This is a genomic window from Veronia nyctiphanis (assembly GCF_004116385.1).
Classification (GTDB): Bacteria; Pseudomonadota; Gammaproteobacteria; order Enterobacterales; family Vibrionaceae; genus Veronia; species Veronia nyctiphanis.
Map to the genome: position 1 here is coordinate 88351 of NZ_PEIB01000012.1, position 16083 is coordinate 104433.

The following is a 16083-nucleotide window of genomic DNA, read 5'->3' on the forward strand; positions in this document are numbered from 1 at the left end:
AGGCTCAGCATACCGCTGCCTGACTATGTTGCAGTTGTCACTGCAAGGGTTAACTGACAGAAATTACGCATCCTTGCGGGTGACGAACATCGCATCACCGTAACTGAAAAAACGATACTGCTCAGATACCGCTTCTTTATACGCTTTCATTACATGGTCATAACCCGCGAACGAGCTTACCAGCATAATTAAGGTTGATTCTGGCAAATGAAAGTTTGTTACCAAACAATCTACCAGCTGCCACTGATAACCCGGGTAGATGAAAATTTGGGTGTCGTCGAAGAAGGGTTGCAGCTCTGTGCCTTGCTCTTTCGCTTTCTGCGCCGCACTTTCTAGTGAGCGAACAGACGTTGTACCTACAGCAATGACACGCCCACCACGGGCTCGGGTCGCTGTGATTGCATCAACCACATCTTGAGGGACTTCTGCATATTCTGCATGCATAACGTGATCGAGTATGTTGTCGACACGAACAGGCTGGAAAGTACCTGCACCAACATGCAAGGTGACGAACGCTGTGTCGATACCTTTCTCTTTCAGGGCAGCGAGAATACTGTCATCAAAATGAAGCCCTGCCGTTGGTGCCGCTACGGCACCTGGTTTTTCGTTATATACGGTCTGGTAGCGCTCTTTGTCTGAGTCTTCATCCGGACGGTCAATATAAGGCGGGAGCGGCATGTGGCCAACTTCGTTGAGGATTTCTAACACCGCCATGTCGCCTTTGAAGCGAATTTCGAACAGGGCATCATGGCGCGCCACCATTTCAGCAGCAAACTCATCATTTTCGCCGAGGAAAAGTTCTGTTCCTGGCTTAGGGGCTTTAGAGGACCTGACATGAGCAAGAATTGTTCGCTCATCCAGCACCCGCTCAACGAGCACCTCCAGCTTACCACCTGACGCTTTGCGGCCAAACACGCGGGCAGGAATAACACGGGTGTTGTTAAACACCATCAGGTCGCCCGGTTGGACTAGCTCAAGAATATCAGTGAACTGGCCGTGGTTCAGTGTGCCGTCATTACCGTTAAGCTGTAACAAACGACTGGCCGTTCGGTCTGGTTGCGGATATCGCGCGATAAGTTCATCTGGAAGGTCGAAATGAAAATCGGATACTTGCATTAAAAAAGCCCCCTATAAAGCAGCTCGACAGTATAGGCGTAACCGCCACAATATCAAGCTTAGGGGGCCGAGGGGGATGTGTTAGAACGTCAATTTACGGTGACGTTTAAGGCAAGGCAGAAAAAGTAATAATGCAAACAGGCTGAACCAGTTTAAACTCCCGCCCGCCGCTTGAGCCTGCTCTGGTTTAACAGATAAAGGTGTTGCTGGGTAATTTCTCTCCGCGACATTAAAAATATCAACAGCGAATGTCGACATCGGGTCTTGATAGCCACCTTCAATTTGGTCATTAATCCACGAAAAGTAGGTACTGATTTGGGTGAACACATCCTCACGGTAGGTGAGACCACATCCTTCGCTGGTACCGAAACTCACGATGCCTACGGCACGGTAACCTTTATCACTGTCACCTGCATGATTGGGATCTTGCCAGACAAGTGGACCGCCGGAGTCACCACTGCATGTCCCCGTAGCCCGAAAAGGATTACTGGCACAAATATGCGCATACCCCGGAAACCCTTCTCCCATCCATTGGCACTGGCTATCAGCGATGCCCGTTAAATGTGTGCTGTATAGGTGACCATCGTTACGTGAGTTTGTGCCTGTTCGCCCCCACCCCGAAACATAGAGGTTCAGTTGTCGGCCGCTAGAGAACTCATTGTCAAGATCAGCCTGTTGTGAAGGTTGAATTAACGTAATCGGCTTAACGCGCTCTGGTAATGGTGATGCCAACTTAATGAGCGCTAAATCACCACGAAGATTTTTATCATTGTAATGAGGATAGATAATCGCATCTTCTACCAACATGGCTTCAGCATTAAAATTGACAGAGCCGCGATAGGTAAAGCCAGCAAAGACTTTAATTTTACTGTTTGCATGGCGAGTGATATCACCATCACCGTGAACAGCATCGATACAGTGGGCGGCAGTAAGAATGTAATTTTGTGCGATCACAATACCGCCACAGTAACTCTTGCCCGCGACGACGTAAGCCTGCCAAGGGGCTTCGTTGATCTCTACTTTTTGACCCGCAACAATGCGGGGAGCCGCAGAAAAACCTTCATATTTACTGTTGTTCAGCGACTCAGCAGATGCACCGAAATGAGCAAATACAGCAGGAAGAAAAGCCAGAAAACCAGACAACTTTAAGACATTCATACTTTGTACCACACAATCAAAATAACGCTTGTGGTTACAATATTAAAACATCTGTATTATTAGTTGGACTTAAGTTCATTTGTGACACATGATCACTGAATCAGTTTTTTTTTTATTGATAAAGATCATATTATTTATTAGGCAAGACATGGCATGTAATGATTGGTTTGAAGCAACATCAAATGGAGATGATATCGAGATTCACAGACCACTGCGATCTCGACGAAGGCTTTAGACAGACGTAAACAATGTTATCGGCGCCAGAGATTCAGCAGCAGCATAGGCAAGAAAAACCATGCGCCACCACTGGAGTTAGTATTTTGAGTCCCTACTTGTTGCGAGTTTAAGTTCGGGGAAGCAACTTTAAAATCACATGACTTTCCGGCCACACAGTTTTCCATCCACCCCGAATACGTTGACGCCTGAGTAAAAACATCAGGTGCTACACCTTGCCCGCATAATTGCCCGGCGCTGAAGCTCACAATACCAACCAACGTCTTCCCCCTATCGGCATCAGACACTCTATCTGGATCAGTCCATACCAAAGGGCCTCCAGAATCACCAAAGCATGTACTAAACCGAGACGAGTTAGTGCACACGTAAGCTTGCTGATATCCAGCAACATCACGAAGGGTCGTTCCCCAAGCGGTTGCACAGCTTAGGTCTGACACCAGTGAAAGGTGGGCTTTCTGTAGACGGTTTGAGATACCCTCACCCGTGGCTCGGATGCTCCCCCAGCCTGTTAGCTGCAAACTCATGTCTTCCCGGTCTCCAGCAACACTCTCCATACGCTGCTGCACCCTACTGTCCGCAATAACAACGGCAGGGGATGAGACTGAACGTGATAGTTTGACGACGGCAAGGTCGGCTTTAAAGGTCTTTTCAGTGTATTCAGGGTGAACTAACATTCGCTCGACCCCGACAACCTTCTCTTGAGGGATGTTGTAAACGCTTCTTTTGACGCTATCTGTTTTCGTGACAATTTTCACACGTTCGGGGCTAAGAGACAGTGGATAACCGTTTCTATCAAATAAACAATGCGCTGCGGTTGCAACCCAAGAAGGAGCGATAACCACAGCGCCACACGCAAAGCCATTATCGACAAACACTGCTGCTTGCCAGGGCGCGTCGTCCAGGTTTGCATCATCCCCATTTATCACACGCAGCGACATGTCAGCTGTCGCCGACCCAGTTACAAGAAAAATTAACAAACACATGAAACGCAAGGGCATTGGCATTCTCAGTCACAGGCTATAGAGTAAATGAATCACCAAAAAATGAGCGATATATGGCAACTTGGATATCGGGTATATGATGCAGACAACGGCATACCTCAACTGTTTCTTTTACGAGACAATAACATGAACTATCTTGCCCACCTTCATATCGCACAACTGTGTGAGAGTGAATTAACAGGCAACTTAGCTGCCGATTTCATTCGTGGTAAACCTGAAGGTAAGTTTCCTGAAAAAACGGTTAACGCTATCTACCTTCACCGGTTTGTCGACAGATTCATCGATAACCTGCCGGAAACAAAATACTGCAGGCAACACTTTTCCAAAGATCTATACCGTTTCAGTGCCATCGCGTTGGATATTTTCTGGGACCATATTCTCGCCATAGATTGGGACAATTATCACTCATTAGATCTTGAGCAATTTGTTGAAAACTGCAGAGTGCGGTGTAATGAGGAAAAACAACACATTCCGCAGCTACCGACTTCCTATCTGACCACTGCAGAAAGAATGTGGCAGAACGATTGGTTGTTGTCTTACCGTAAACGAGAAACCATCGCGCTGGTTTTAGAGAGAATGTCGCACCGAAGTCCTAGAATGGCACCATTACGTGATTGTGCGGCTGAGATCAATGTGCATTACGAACTGTTCCACGAGCAGTTTTCAGGTATTTACAAACAGGTTCAACACGCTGCATTGGCGTTTAATGAAACCAGAACATGACTTGTGGCGGATACAGAGTAGAACGGCAATAAAAAAGGGCTGCACCAGCAGCCCAATGTCTTCCCGTAGTTGTTTTTATTATTTTTACCGTTAACGATTAACCGAACTGGTTCATCGTATTGTCTTCACCCGCCGCTTTCAGCGCCTGGTCACCAGAGAAGTATTCTTTGTGGTCATCACCCATGTCTGAACCAGCCATGTTTTGGTGTTTAACCGTTGCGATACCCTGACGGATTTCTTTACGCTGAACACCACCAACATAAGCCAGCATACCTTCATCGCCAAAGTAGCCTTTCGCAAGGTTGTCAGTAGACAGTGCCGCTGTGTGGTAAGTAGGTAACGTGATGAGGTGGTGGAAGATACCCGCTTCACGAGATGCATCCGCTTGGAAAGTACGGATTTTCTCATCAGCTTGCTTCGCCAGTTCAGTCTCATCGTAATCAGTGCTCATCAGGTTAGCTCTGTCATACGCTGATACATCTTCACCCGCTGCTTGCATTGCATCGAATACTTGCTGACGGAAGTTCAAAGTCCAGTTGAACGATGGTGAGTTGTTGTAAACCAGCTTAGCGTTTGGAATCACTTTACGGATTTCGTTTACCATGCCGCCGATTTGCGAAACGTGCGGTTTTTCAGTTTCAATCCACAGCAGGTCAGCACCGTTTTGCAAAGACGTGATACAGTCAAGAACACAACGCTCTTCACCTGTACCTTGACGGAATTGGAACAGACCGTTAGGCAGACGCGCAGGCTTAACAAGTTTGCCGTTTTGCTTGAATACAACGTCACCATTCTGCAGTTTGTCAGCATCCATTTCTTCCACTTCAAGGAAGCTGTTGTACTGGTCACCCAAATCGCCTGGCTCGTTGGTTACAGCAATTTTCTGAGTCAGACCTGCACCCAATGAGTCCGTACGTGCAACGATAACACCGTCATCAACACCCAGCTCAAGGAATGCGTAACGGATAGCGTTGATTTTTGACAGGAATTCAATGTGAGGAACGGTAACTTTACCATCTTGGTGACCACATTGTTTAACGTCAGAAACTTGGTTTTCAATCTGAATACAACATGCACCCGCTTCAATCATTTGTTTCGCCATCAGATACGTCGCTTCTTCGTTACCGAAGCCCGCATCAATATCAGCGATGATTGGCACAACGTGCGTTTCAAAGTTGTCGATTTTCTCTTGGATTGCTGCTTTTTCAGACTCAGGAGCCTTATCCAGTTCACGAAACAGACCGCCCAGCTCACGCGCATCCGCTTGACGTAGGAAGGTGTAAAGCTCAGCAATCAGGCTTGCAACAGATGTTTTCTCGTGCATTGACTGGTCAGGAAGAGGACCAAACTCACTACGCAGAGCCGCAACCATCCAACCAGAGAGGTACAGGTAACGACGCTTAGTTGACAACAAGTGCTTCTTGATAGAAATCAGCTTTTGTTGGCCGATAAAACCATGCCAGCAGCCGAGAGACTGTGTGTACTGAGAAGAATCGGCATCATAGTTATCCATGTCTTCACGCATGATTTTTGCCGTGTATTTCGCAATGTCCAGACCCGTTTGAAAACGGTTCTGCAGCTTCATGCGAGCAACATACTCAGGGTTAATGGCATTCCAAGCGCTACCTTCGCGCTGGATCAGGTTTGTTGCTTCGTCAATTGTTGTTCTGTAGTTAGTCATGTGTTTTCCCTTTTAACTAAATGACTCTTGCACAAAGTGCCCGTCAATCAAAAGATTAAAAATCCCAGAGGCTTCTGTTAATCAAGCAATTCATAACCCGGTAGGGTCAGAAAATCGGTTAAGTGTTCACTGGTGGTCAGTGTTTCCATCATCGCAGCGGCCTGCTCGTACTTGCCGCCGTTATATCTTTCAGCACCCAGTTCATCTTTGAGTACCAGCATTTCTTCAGCTAGGCACTCGCGGAAAAATTCTGCAGTGACTGTCTTGCCGTTGCTCAACGACTTACCGTGCTTGATCCACTGCCAGATAGAGGCGCGGGAGATTTCAGCTGTCGCAGCATCTTCCATCAGGCCGTAAATTGGTACACAGCCATTGCCTGAAATCCACGCTTCAATGTACTGAACAGCAACACGGATGTTATGGCGCATACCATCTTCCGTTCTATCACCTTCGCACGGTTCGATAAGCTCGGCCGCGGTGATAGGTGCATCGTCAGAACGTGAAATGTCCATTTGGTTGATACGGTCACCCAATGCAGCATCAAAGACCTCTTTCGCTGTTCCAGCAAGACCCGGATGAGCAACCCATGTACCGTCGTGCCCGTTATTCGCTTCAAGAGACTTATCATTCTTGATCTTTTCCAACACTATCGCGTTCTGCTCTGGGTCTTTGGCAGGAATAAATGCTGCCATACCACCCATTGCCATCGCACCGCGCTGGTGACACGTTCTTACGAGAAGTCTCGAATACGCATTAAGAAACGGCTTCTCCATTGTCACAACCTGACGGTCAGGCAAGATACGGTCAGGATGGTTGCGCAATGTTTTGATATAACTGAAGATGTAATCCCAGCGACCACAGTTCAACGCGACAATGTGGTCTTTCATTGCATGCAGGATCTCGTTCATCTGGAACACTGCAGGCAACGTTTCAATCAGTACCGTTGCTTTGATGGTTCCGCGAGAAAGGTCGAAATGATCTTCAGCAAAACTAAATACCTCACCCCACCATGCCGCTTCTTGATATGCCTGAAGTTTTGGCACATAGAAGTAAGGGCCTGAACCATTCTCAAGTAATGTTCTGTGGTTGCGGAAGAAATAAAGTGCAAAGTCGAAAAGTGCACCAGGGATTGCTTTACCCTGCCATTCAACGTGCTTCTCCGTTAAATGCAAACCACGAACACGGCAAATTAACGTCGCTGGATTTTCGTTCAGCTCGTAGTGCTTTCCGTTTTGAGGGTTGGTGAAGGTGATCGTTCTGTTGATTGCATCTGTCAAGTTACGCTGACCGTCGAGAACACCGCTCCAAGTCGGAGAAAAAGAGTCTTCAAAATCGGCCATGAATACTTTGACGTTAGCGTTCAGCGCGTTGATGACCATCTTGCGATCTGGCGGGCCGGTAATTTCGAGGCGACGATCAAGCAGATCATCGGGAATACCGCGTATTTTCCAGTCGCCCTCGCGCACTGATGCTGTGTCAGGCAGAAAATCAGGTAACTCACCTTGATCAAATTTTTTCTGTTTTTCGACACGATCTGCAAGTAGTCCAGGTACACGGTCGGCAAACTTTTCAACCAATGCACTTAAAAATATCAGCGCTTCTTCACTTAAAACATCTTGATGATTTTTGGTGATTTCCGGATCTAACTGCAAAGCGTGACGGGAAGATACTGGCTGTGTACCCATCATTTTCTCTCCTTGACCAAATGTAACTTAATCACGACATTTATTGTTTTTAGCTAGGCAAAGAGTGCCTTACCCGCCTAGCTGATTAATTAGTAAACTGCCGTAATTTTAGCAAGAGATCAACAAAAAAAAAATTAAATACAAAATAACAACACGCTCTATAATAATTTAAAATCAATAACTTAAATGTAATTAGAGTAATAACTCAAAACGCCGAATTAAAACGAATTTCAGATTGTTATATCGACTGGGCATTTTTAGCGATAAAAAGGTGTTTTTGTAAGTCATTACGTAATTAAATTACATTTTGAGCGGTAAAAAAACACCCATACAAAGGCGTTTAAAACTGGGAGTAAAATCACAAAATAATAATAAGTCATTGATAATGATGTATTTAAAATGAATTTTTCACATTAAAATAAATCAAAAAGTGCATTTTCATACAAAGAAAGCTCATCATGACATTTGTAGCCAGATAACCGAATTTGCTTTCAGGTACGACGTAGTTATTTGATGAAAAATAAGTGATTAATTCTACAAATAAGACTTGAAAACAGAATAAAAAACCAACTTGTGGATTATGAGTGAAATAGTGGGTCACAAGAGCTCTTCAACTACCTTAGCAAGTGCTTCAAATGTCCCTCTTCGACTTGATGTGGGCCGCCAGACAAGGCCAATTTCACGATAAGCCTCTTTACCCGGTGGGTCTAAAACGACCAAATCAAGGTTGTCTAATAAGCCATGGTCTATCGCCATTTGCGGGATAAATGTTGTTCCTAATCCATTCGCAACCATCTGCACTAACGTATGAAGGCTTGTGGCGGCAAAGGGATTTATTTTCTCGTTACTGGTGAGCTTACAAGCTGAAACAGCATGGTCCGTCAAGCAATGTTCCCGATCCAAAAGAAACACGGATTCATCAGGTAAATCCCGATACCTCATGGGTAAACGCAATTTCTCCGCCTCACTTCGGCTCAACACCATCCGAAACTGGTCACGCCCTACTTTCCGGCTGGCCATTGCACCAATGTCCATCGGTAACGCCAGAATGAGAATATCGAGATCGCCATGCTTTAAGGCGCTCAATAAGTTTGCCGTTGTGTCTTCACGAAGCAAGAGGTTAAGTTCAGGGAAACTTGTATTGACCCGCTGGACCAAATCAGACAATAAAAAGGGCGCGATGGTCGGAATACAACCCAGCCTCAAATTACCGTGCATTGGAAGTTCACTAATTTTGGTGATTTCAAGTAAGTCCTGACTCCGCGCTAAGATCTCTCGGCTTCGTTTAACGACATCCTCGCCGATAGCCGAAAAAACTAACGTTTTGTTGTCTCTTTCTATTAGGCGAGTACCGATTAAATCTTCGAGGTTTTGAATACCTGAACTCAATGTTGATTGGCTGACGAAACATTGCTTGGCCGCCTCGCCAAAATGCCGTGTTTCGTAAAGGGTGACAAGATAGTGTAACTGCTTGAGAGATGGAAACTTGGTCATCGCTATTTCCGATTACATTAATCTATTAATTCCACTTTTTTCAATTTAGCAATTCCATTATAGTTTGTCGCGAATAACTATGGACTTAGGCAATTCTGCCTGTTTTTTCTACACTTAGGAGCTGAGAAATGGTACTAGTTGGCCGTCAAGCCCCAGACTTCACTGCAGCGGCAGTCCTGGGCAATGGTGAAATCGTTGATAACTTCAACTTCAAAACTTTCACTGAAGGCAAGAAAGCAGTAGTTTTCTTCTACCCACTGGATTTCACTTTCGTATGTCCTTCTGAGCTGATCGCTTTCGACAAGCGTTATGCTGACTTCAAAGAGAAAGGCGTAGAAGTTATCGGTGTTTCTATCGATTCTCAGTTCTCTCACAACGCATGGCGTAACACTGCTGTTGAAGACGGCGGTATCGGTCAGGTTCAGTATCCATTGGTTGCTGACGTTAAGCACGAAATCTGTAAAGCATACGACGTTGAGCACCCAGCAGATGGCGTTGCTTTCCGTGGTTCTTTCCTGATCGACGCAAACGGCGACGTACGTCACCAAGTTGTTAACGACCTGCCTCTTGGCCGTAACATCGACGAGATGCTGCGCATGGTTGATGCACTGAACTTCCACGAGAAGCACGGTGAAGTTTGCCCAGCACAATGGGAAGAAGGTAAAGCAGGTATGGACGCGTCACCTAAAGGTGTTGCTGCGTTCCTGAGCGAGCATACTGACGACCTGTAATTGCCGACGATACTTAGGTATCTGAGCGAAATATCAAAAAGCCCGCAATGCGGGCTTTTTTACGTTTATCTGCCGTGTGGGTGCCATGAGATCAACAGGAAAAAACTATTTGTGAAACTTATTTGAGCAGCTTTTCCATTTCTTCCTGGTTGGTGTGTCGAACATCTTTGCCCTTCACAAAGTAAATGATGTATTCACAAATGTTCTGGCAACGATCACCAACACGCTCTATCGACCTTGCTGACCACATCACCTTGAGCACATTAGGAATAGAGCGCGGGTCTTCCATCATGTACGTCATCAGCTGACGAAGAATCGCTTCGTACTCTTTATCTAAATCATCATCTGAGCGATAGACCTTCATCGCGGCATCGACGTCCATTCTTGCAAAGGCGTCTAGTACATCATGCAGCATCTTTGCCGCTTTTCGACCCAGCGCCTCAAGCAAACCAGAAAAGGTTGCTGCTGAGTCGAATAGTTCTCAAGTGTGGTTCGGGCAATACTGTCTGCCACATCACCAATGCGCTCGAGATCGGTAATGGTCTTGATGATTGCCATTACCAGCCTTAAATCACCCGCGGTTGGCTGGCGCTTGGCGATGATTCGAGTGCAGGCTTCATCAATCGCGATTTCCATCGAGTTCACTTTGTGATCTTCTTTGATCACATGCTTGGCCAGCTCTAAATCCTGATAGTGGACAGCATGCAACGCATCAGAGAGCTGTCGTTCAACCAGCCCGCCCATTGCCAGTACATGTGTTCGAATCGCTTCAAGCTCGATATTGAACTGTCCTGAAATATGTCGGCTGATATTGCTATTGCTCATGGTGTGTTTGCCCCTATCCATATCGTCCTGTTATGTAATCTTCTGTTTGTTTGTGCCTTGGTGTCGTAAACAAGGTATCCGTATCTGCATACTCCACCACCTTCCCCAAGTTAATAAACGCGGTTTGATCTGACACGCGCGCGGCTTGCTGCATGTTGTGTGTCACGATAACCACAGTGTACTTATGTTTTAGCTCATTGATCAGCTCTTCAATGGTCAGTGTTGAAATCGGGTCCAACGCTGATGTGGCTCATCCAACAGCAGTATTTGAGGTTCTATGGCAATGGCTCTGGCTATCACTAACCGCTGTTGCTGACCGCCAGAAAGGCCGAACGCATTATCATTTAGCCTATCTTTTACTTCATCCCAGAGCGCTGCAGCACGAAGCGATCGCTCAGCTGCATCATCTAATACCCGTGGGTTACTGATACCCTGAAGCCTTAACCCATAAATAACATTTTCGTAGATGGTTTTAGGAAAAGGATTCGGTCGCTGAAACACCATGCCCACCTGACGCCTTAAGGCAGGCACATTAATATTGTCATCGTAAATATTTTTACCATTCAGCAGTATCTCACCTTCCACCTGACAACCGTCAACCAAATCATTCATCCGGTTAATACATCGTAACAATGTTGATTTACCGCAGCCGGAAGGACCGATAAAAGAGGTGACTTTTCCTTTCGGAATGCGCATGTTGATATTAGACAACGCCTGTGTGCCATCATAGAACAGGTTGAGATTTTTGATGACCAATGCCGTCTGCTCATCCGGCAGTGACGAAAGGTTAATAGGTTTAGGAAAGCCTGCACTGGCATCAAACGAAATCATCTCAGTTGTCCTGCTAAATATCTTGCTCCAGTGCACGGTACTTGTCTCTCAGCTGGTTGCGTATAGCAACAGCAAAAAGATTCAGACTCACTACGACTGTCAAAAGTAAAAATGATGTGGCGTAAACCAGCGGTCTTGCCGACTCAATATTCGGGCTTTGAAAGCCAACATCATAAATATGGTATCCAAGGTGCATGAACTTTCTTTCCAAATGTAGGTAAGGAAAGTTTGCATCCAGCGGTAAGTTCGGCGCGATCTTCACCACGCCCACCAGCATTAATGGGGCGACCTCACCCGCTGCACGGGCAACGGCCAGAATCAATCCGGTCATCATCGCGGGCGTTGCCATCGGCAAAACAATCCTGAAAAGCGTTTCGGATTTTGTTGCACCCAAAGCCATAGAACCGTGGCGAACCGGCGTGGGAATACGCGACAAGCTTCTTCTGTGGAGACGATAACCACGGGCAGCGTCAGCAATGCCAGTGTTAAAGAAGACCACAAAATGCCTGGCGTACCAAATGTCGGCGCAGGTAACGACTCAGAATAAAACAGGCTATCTATGCTGCCGCCGATAAAATACACAAAGAAACCGAGACCAAACACGCCGTAGACAACCGAGGGGACTCCCGCAAGGTTAGCTATCGCGATACGAATGGTCGTTGTAAACCGGTTCTTTGCTGCATATTCATGAAGGTAAACCGCCGTAAGCACACCGAGAGGCATCACCAAAATAGACATCAACAGTACCATTAATACCGTACCAAAAATGGCCGGAAACACACCGCCTTCAGAGTTTGCCTCCCGCGACTCACCAATGATGAACCGTTTGACCTGCTTCATCCAGTGAAGAAGCTTTTCTGGGGCAGACATATTATTGGGGTACCAAACGTCGACAATGTTAGCCATCGGCACTTGTATCATTGCACCGGTGCGAACTTTTACGTTGAGACGGTCATCTTTCAGTACCTTGCGCGCTTCGAGTAAACGCCTCTCGAGTTCAGCATATTCCTCATCAAGGCGCGTCTTTTCTGCCAAAAGTTCAACGGGTGGCTGCTGGCCTTTTTGCTCAACGCTTCGTTGCTTCAACCGGAGTTGCTCCAGCTGATAGTTAACTTTACCAATCTGGTTTTTCTCGATATGCCGAATCGTATCAAGTTGCAGGTGCGTAATAGCTAGGATATTGTGCAATTCATCGTTATCAAACACCCGAGTATGAAGAGCCCCATCATTAAGAAAACTGACAGGCTGACCGTACATCACCCCACCTCGTGAGCGTTCAATCACTGCAAGTTGTGCGGGCGCTCTTATGCTGCTCACATCCTGAGCCAGAACGGAGAGAAAATCGTGTTGTTCACTTTCACGGTGACCAATTCGTATTAAATAGCGAGCCTGTGTCGGCGCCTCTGGCTTTGCTACATCGACTCCAGCCTCAATGAGTTGACGGGTAGCGACATCTGATTCCTGATAAATCTCGCCATAAAACGTATCCGTGCCGCCTGACTGATTTCTGACTTCGAACTTGTAAACAATATTCGGCCAGAAATAATGTAAACCTTGCCAACCAATCAGCAATGAAACGCCAAGTACGGCAAATATACAGAGGCTTATCATGCCACCTGTCAACCATACCCAAGGGGTCGACGTCACTCCCCTGCCAATATTCATAACACCTTATCCGTCTCAGAGCGCACTGTACTTCTCCCGCATACGCTGGCGGACAATTTCAGCAATCGTGTTAAACAAAAACGTAAACGCAAACAGCGCAAACGCAGTCAGAAAAAGAACTCTGAAGTGAGAGCTGCCTACTTCGGATTCCGGCATTTCTATCGCAATATTGGCAGCAAGTGAACGCAGGCCTTCAAATACATTCAAATTCATTACCGGGTTATTGCCCGTCGCCATCAAGACAATCATGGTCTCGCCCACCGCTCGGCCAACCCCCATCATAATCGCCGCAAAAATACCGGGGCTTGCTGCAAGTAACACCACATTTCTCAATGTCTGCCAATGCGTTGCCCCTAAGGCCAGCGAACCATTAGTAAGGTGCCTAGGCACAGAGTAGATAGCGTCTTCTGCAATCGTGTAAATCGTCGGAACAATGGCAAACGCCATTGCAATACCAACAACCAGCGCGTTCCGCTGATCAAAGTTGATACCTAGGGAGAGCGTGACAAAGGTGCTCGCATCGCTTTGCAGATAATGGTGTTCGATAAACGTGCCGCACTTGAAGGCAAGAAGTCCTGTTAATGCAATGACAGGAAGCAGCAGAAACACATGCCCGCCGAGCCCCATCTTCTTGCGCAATGTTTTTGGCATTGCCCCCCAAAAAGCCCCGATGCTGACAAATACCAGAGGCAAGAGAGGAAACAGTAGCAACACCCCAATAAGGTTTTGCTCAACAATGGGTGCCAACCATAGACCCGCAAGGAAGCCAAGAATGACAGTAGGCAGCGCCTCCATCAGCTCAATAGTTGGCTTGATGGCCTTTCGTACCCCCGAGGCATCAGGTATGCCGTATATATCGCGCCACCGATAGCCAAAGGGATAGCGATAAACATTGAGAACAAGACAACCTTGATGGTCCCAAAGAACATTGGGATAACACTTAACTTTACTTCAACGTCATCGTCTGCCGTCGTCGATTGCCAAACGAAAGCAGGTTCTGGGTAATTCTCATACCATACTTTTTGCCAAAGCGAGCGCATACTGACTTCTGGGTGGGGGTTGTTAACGGCAAACAGTTCCCATTGCCCATTTTTTTCACTCACCAAGGTTTTCGACGATGCAGACAGGCCAATATGAGTGACGCCGGCCAGAGAAGGCAGTGCAAAGTGATCCGTTTTCTCGCTGGTCGCGTTCCACAGCGTCAATGTTCCCTTATCATTGAGCACCACAAGTGACTTTCTATGTACCTCAGACTGAAGCGCAGCAATACTACCGTCGGCGTTAAACGTTCGGATTAGGGCTAAATCTCGCGTTCCTTCTTTCAATACTTGAAACCACTGGCTGACCTGACCATCTTTTGACGTGACAATAACGGAGCTCGCACCGGGCAGCAAAGCGATACTGACGGGTTCACTGCCAGTAAAACCATCAACAGGTACACTATCAGTGCGCTTTACCTGTGTATCTGAAATTTGATAACGCTCGATAGTATTGTTACGCAAAACAAACAGCACGCTGCCATCAGGTGTAATGACAAATTGCTTTACACCGGCTGCAGCAAGCGTACTTTTCAAAACCTCGCGACGCTTATCATGCGAACAATCACAATGTGGCTGCCAACCTGTCCCGCAACAGTGAGTACATTTTGTTCAAGGCCAAAAGTGAGGGCAGAAACAGGGAGCCCTTCTTCTAACGAAGTATCAGGAAAAAAGGCACTAATATCAGGACGAAAGCTCGGAGAGTTCATCGATGATGACAGCTGGTGAAACACAACACGTCCATCTGTCTGCCCATAGGCGGTGATGTGATGTTTACCGGGCAAGCTGTAAAAGCTCGATGGCGTGTCTGTTAATGTAATTTCTTGCCGAGTGGTTGACGGAGAGAAAGGATCAAAAACAGCAAGCTGCCCCTGAGCGCTGTATCGGTAAACATACTTTTGATTGTTCTCAACACCGACATGCACAGTCTCACCCGGAAGAGATAAACTGTACGCAAGTTTTTGTTCCACAGAGGCAGATTTGAGCAACGGCATCGTCACGGCAAACAGGTACACGAAAATAAGCAACAATAAGGCAAGGACAAATGTACCGCCCATCTTCACGGTCACACTGGTCGCTCTGTCCTTAATTTGTCTTACCACATCTCCCTGATTTGTTAACTCTGCGGCGTCAGCCATTCATACCTCAGCACATTTTCTCAGCCGATCATAATATGACTTTTTGATGACATATATGTTACAGCGCTCATTTTTTTATTATTTCTGTCAATTGTAATAAAAATGAAATGCACACTTACTAACCTCCCGACGTTGATGGAAGACACAGTTTAATGCTCCTTTATCATGCAGTAGTAGACAGGGATTTGAGGGACTTCAATAATAAACCTCCCCCCAACAACACTGTCCGAGGTTAGCGATGAAACAACTGGTTGTAACATTTATAGGTCCCGATCGGGCCGGTTTGGTAGACCAGATCTCCAATGTCATTTTTGTTCACCACGCCAGCTGGCAAGCAAGTAGCTTGTCGAACCTCGCTGGTATGTTCACCGGTATTATTTTGGTTCAGGTATCTGAAAACCAATTTAATCCTCTTTGTGACGCTCTCTCACAAATCGATGGTCTCGACGTAATGATCAGTGAAGGTGCAGAGCAATCTTCTACCATGCATCAAGCCTGTTCGTTATCTGTTACAGGAAACGACCGCCCGGGTATTGTTCAGGAAGTGAGCAGAGCCTTGGCAACGTTTGGCATCAATATCAGCAAAATGGAAACCCACGCGCAGAGCGCCGCGAATGCAGGTACCATGATTTTCCTTGCACAGTTCAAACTGACGATGCCGACATCGGTATCAGAAAGTGACTTACAAGAAGCACTTGAGGCACTGTCAGACGATCTGATCGTGGAGTTTGACCAAGAAGAAAGTCAGTGATTAGGAAAAACA

The 16083-nt window shown here is 46.5% G+C and carries 12 protein-coding genes and 3 pseudogenes; 3 read left to right on the plus strand and 12 right to left on the minus strand.

Features of this window, described 5'->3' with window-relative positions; all coding sequences use genetic code 11:
* Positions 1-63: 63 nt before the first annotated feature.
* From queA to CS022_RS11545, 3 genes are all read right to left on the minus strand, one after another.
* Positions 64-1116, minus strand: coding sequence for a tRNA preQ1(34) S-adenosylmethionine ribosyltransferase-isomerase QueA (gene queA, locus CS022_RS11535; RefSeq protein ID WP_129122401.1), 1053 nt, complete (start codon positions 1114-1116; stop codon positions 64-66).
* Positions 1117-1197: 81 nt separating this feature from the next.
* Complete coding sequence (locus CS022_RS11540) at positions 1198-2274, minus strand: serine protease (RefSeq protein ID WP_129122428.1); 1077 nt, start codon at positions 2272-2274, stop codon at positions 1198-1200.
* 251 nt (positions 2275-2525) lie between these two features.
* Complete coding sequence (locus CS022_RS11545) at positions 2526-3446, minus strand: S1 family peptidase (protein ID WP_161569612.1); 921 nt, start codon at positions 3444-3446, stop codon at positions 2526-2528.
* A 90-nt stretch (positions 3447-3536) separates the two neighbouring features.
* Between CS022_RS11545 and CS022_RS11550 the strand changes: the two genes are divergently transcribed.
* Positions 3537-4232, plus strand: a complete 696-nt coding sequence (locus CS022_RS11550; protein ID WP_235869474.1) for an acyl carrier protein phosphodiesterase — start codon at positions 3537-3539, stop codon at positions 4230-4232.
* Positions 4233-4329: 97 nt separating this feature from the next.
* Here the strand turns inward: CS022_RS11550 and CS022_RS11555 are convergent, their stop codons facing one another.
* The 3 genes from CS022_RS11555 to CS022_RS11565 all read right to left on the minus strand — a co-directional run bounded on the left by CS022_RS11555 (position 4330) and on the right by CS022_RS11565 (position 9092).
* Positions 4330-5913 carry an isocitrate lyase gene (locus CS022_RS11555; RefSeq protein ID WP_129122403.1) on the minus strand — a complete coding sequence of 528 codons (1584 nt, stop codon included), beginning with the start codon at positions 5911-5913 and terminating at the stop codon, positions 4330-4332.
* 77 nt (positions 5914-5990) lie between these two features.
* Positions 5991-7598, minus strand: coding sequence for a malate synthase A (aceB, locus tag CS022_RS11560; RefSeq protein ID WP_129122430.1), 1608 nt, complete (start codon positions 7596-7598; stop codon positions 5991-5993).
* A 597-nt stretch (positions 7599-8195) separates the two neighbouring features.
* Entirely contained in the window at positions 8196-9092 is an 897-nt protein-coding gene (locus CS022_RS11565) for a hydrogen peroxide-inducible genes activator (protein WP_129122404.1), read from the minus strand.
* A gap of 128 nt (positions 9093-9220) precedes the next feature.
* On the opposite strand from CS022_RS11565, the gene CS022_RS11570 reads away from it, so the two are divergent.
* Positions 9221-9823, plus strand: a complete 603-nt coding sequence (locus CS022_RS11570) for a peroxiredoxin C (protein WP_129122405.1) — start codon at positions 9221-9223, stop codon at positions 9821-9823.
* Positions 9824-9941: 118 nt separating this feature from the next.
* Here the strand turns inward: CS022_RS11570 and phoU are convergent.
* From phoU to CS022_RS26335, 6 genes and pseudogenes are all read right to left on the minus strand, one after another.
* A pseudogene (gene phoU, locus CS022_RS11575) lies at positions 9942-10648 on the minus strand (phosphate signaling complex protein PhoU).
* Positions 10649-10661: 13 nt separating this feature from the next.
* Positions 10662-11479 (minus strand): annotated as a pseudogene (pstB, locus tag CS022_RS11580) (phosphate ABC transporter ATP-binding protein PstB).
* Between the two features lie 13 nt (positions 11480-11492).
* Positions 11493-13144 (minus strand): annotated as a pseudogene (pstA, locus tag CS022_RS11585) (phosphate ABC transporter permease PstA).
* Between the two features lie 15 nt (positions 13145-13159).
* A complete protein-coding gene (locus CS022_RS26325; protein WP_235869475.1) occupies positions 13160-13939 on the minus strand; it encodes an ABC transporter permease subunit in 780 nt (259 codons plus the stop codon).
* Positions 13939-14718, minus strand: coding sequence for a hypothetical protein (locus CS022_RS26330; protein WP_235869476.1), 780 nt, complete (start codon positions 14716-14718; stop codon positions 13939-13941). The genes CS022_RS26325 and CS022_RS26330 overlap by 1 nt, the downstream gene beginning before the upstream one ends.
* Entirely contained in the window at positions 14715-15320 is a 606-nt protein-coding gene (locus tag CS022_RS26335; protein ID WP_235869477.1) for a hypothetical protein, read from the minus strand. The genes CS022_RS26330 and CS022_RS26335 overlap by 4 nt, the downstream gene beginning before the upstream one ends.
* 238 nt (positions 15321-15558) lie before the next feature.
* On the opposite strand from CS022_RS26335, the gene CS022_RS11595 reads away from it, so the two are divergent.
* Entirely contained in the window at positions 15559-16071 is a 513-nt protein-coding gene (locus tag CS022_RS11595; protein WP_129122406.1) for a glycine cleavage system protein R, read from the plus strand.
* Positions 16072-16083 lie beyond the last annotated feature (12 nt).

What these genes read in the sequence shown, in the direction of transcription:
- CS022_RS11570 (WP_129122405.1), top strand. Translation starts at nt 9,221, where the DNA reads ATGGTACTAGTTGGCCGTCAAGCCCCAGACTTCACTGCAGCGGCAGTC.
- CS022_RS26335 (WP_235869477.1), bottom strand. Translation starts at nt 15,320, where the DNA reads ATGGCTGACGCCGCAGAGTTAACAAATCAGGGAGATGTGGTAAGACAA.
- CS022_RS11595 (WP_129122406.1), top strand. Translation starts at nt 15,559, where the DNA reads ATGAAACAACTGGTTGTAACATTTATAGGTCCCGATCGGGCCGGTTTG.
- CS022_RS11540 (WP_129122428.1), bottom strand. Translation starts at nt 2,274, where the DNA reads ATGAATGTCTTAAAGTTGTCTGGTTTTCTGGCTTTTCTTCCTGCTGTA.
- CS022_RS11545 (WP_161569612.1), bottom strand. Translation starts at nt 3,446, where the DNA reads ATGTCGCTGCGTGTGATAAATGGGGATGATGCAAACCTGGACGACGCG.
- aceB (WP_129122430.1), bottom strand. Translation starts at nt 7,598, where the DNA reads ATGGGTACACAGCCAGTATCTTCCCGTCACGCTTTGCAGTTAGATCCG.
- CS022_RS11555 (WP_129122403.1), bottom strand. Translation starts at nt 5,913, where the DNA reads ATGACTAACTACAGAACAACAATTGACGAAGCAACAAACCTGATCCAG.
- CS022_RS11550 (WP_235869474.1), top strand. Translation starts at nt 3,537, where the DNA reads ATGAATCACCAAAAAATGAGCGATATATGGCAACTTGGATATCGGGTA.
- queA (WP_129122401.1), bottom strand. Translation starts at nt 1,116, where the DNA reads ATGCAAGTATCCGATTTTCATTTCGACCTTCCAGATGAACTTATCGCG.
- CS022_RS11565 (WP_129122404.1), bottom strand. Translation starts at nt 9,092, where the DNA reads ATGACCAAGTTTCCATCTCTCAAGCAGTTACACTATCTTGTCACCCTT.
- CS022_RS26325 (WP_235869475.1), bottom strand. Translation starts at nt 13,939, where the DNA reads ATGGAGGCGCTGCCTACTGTCATTCTTGGCTTCCTTGCGGGTCTATGG.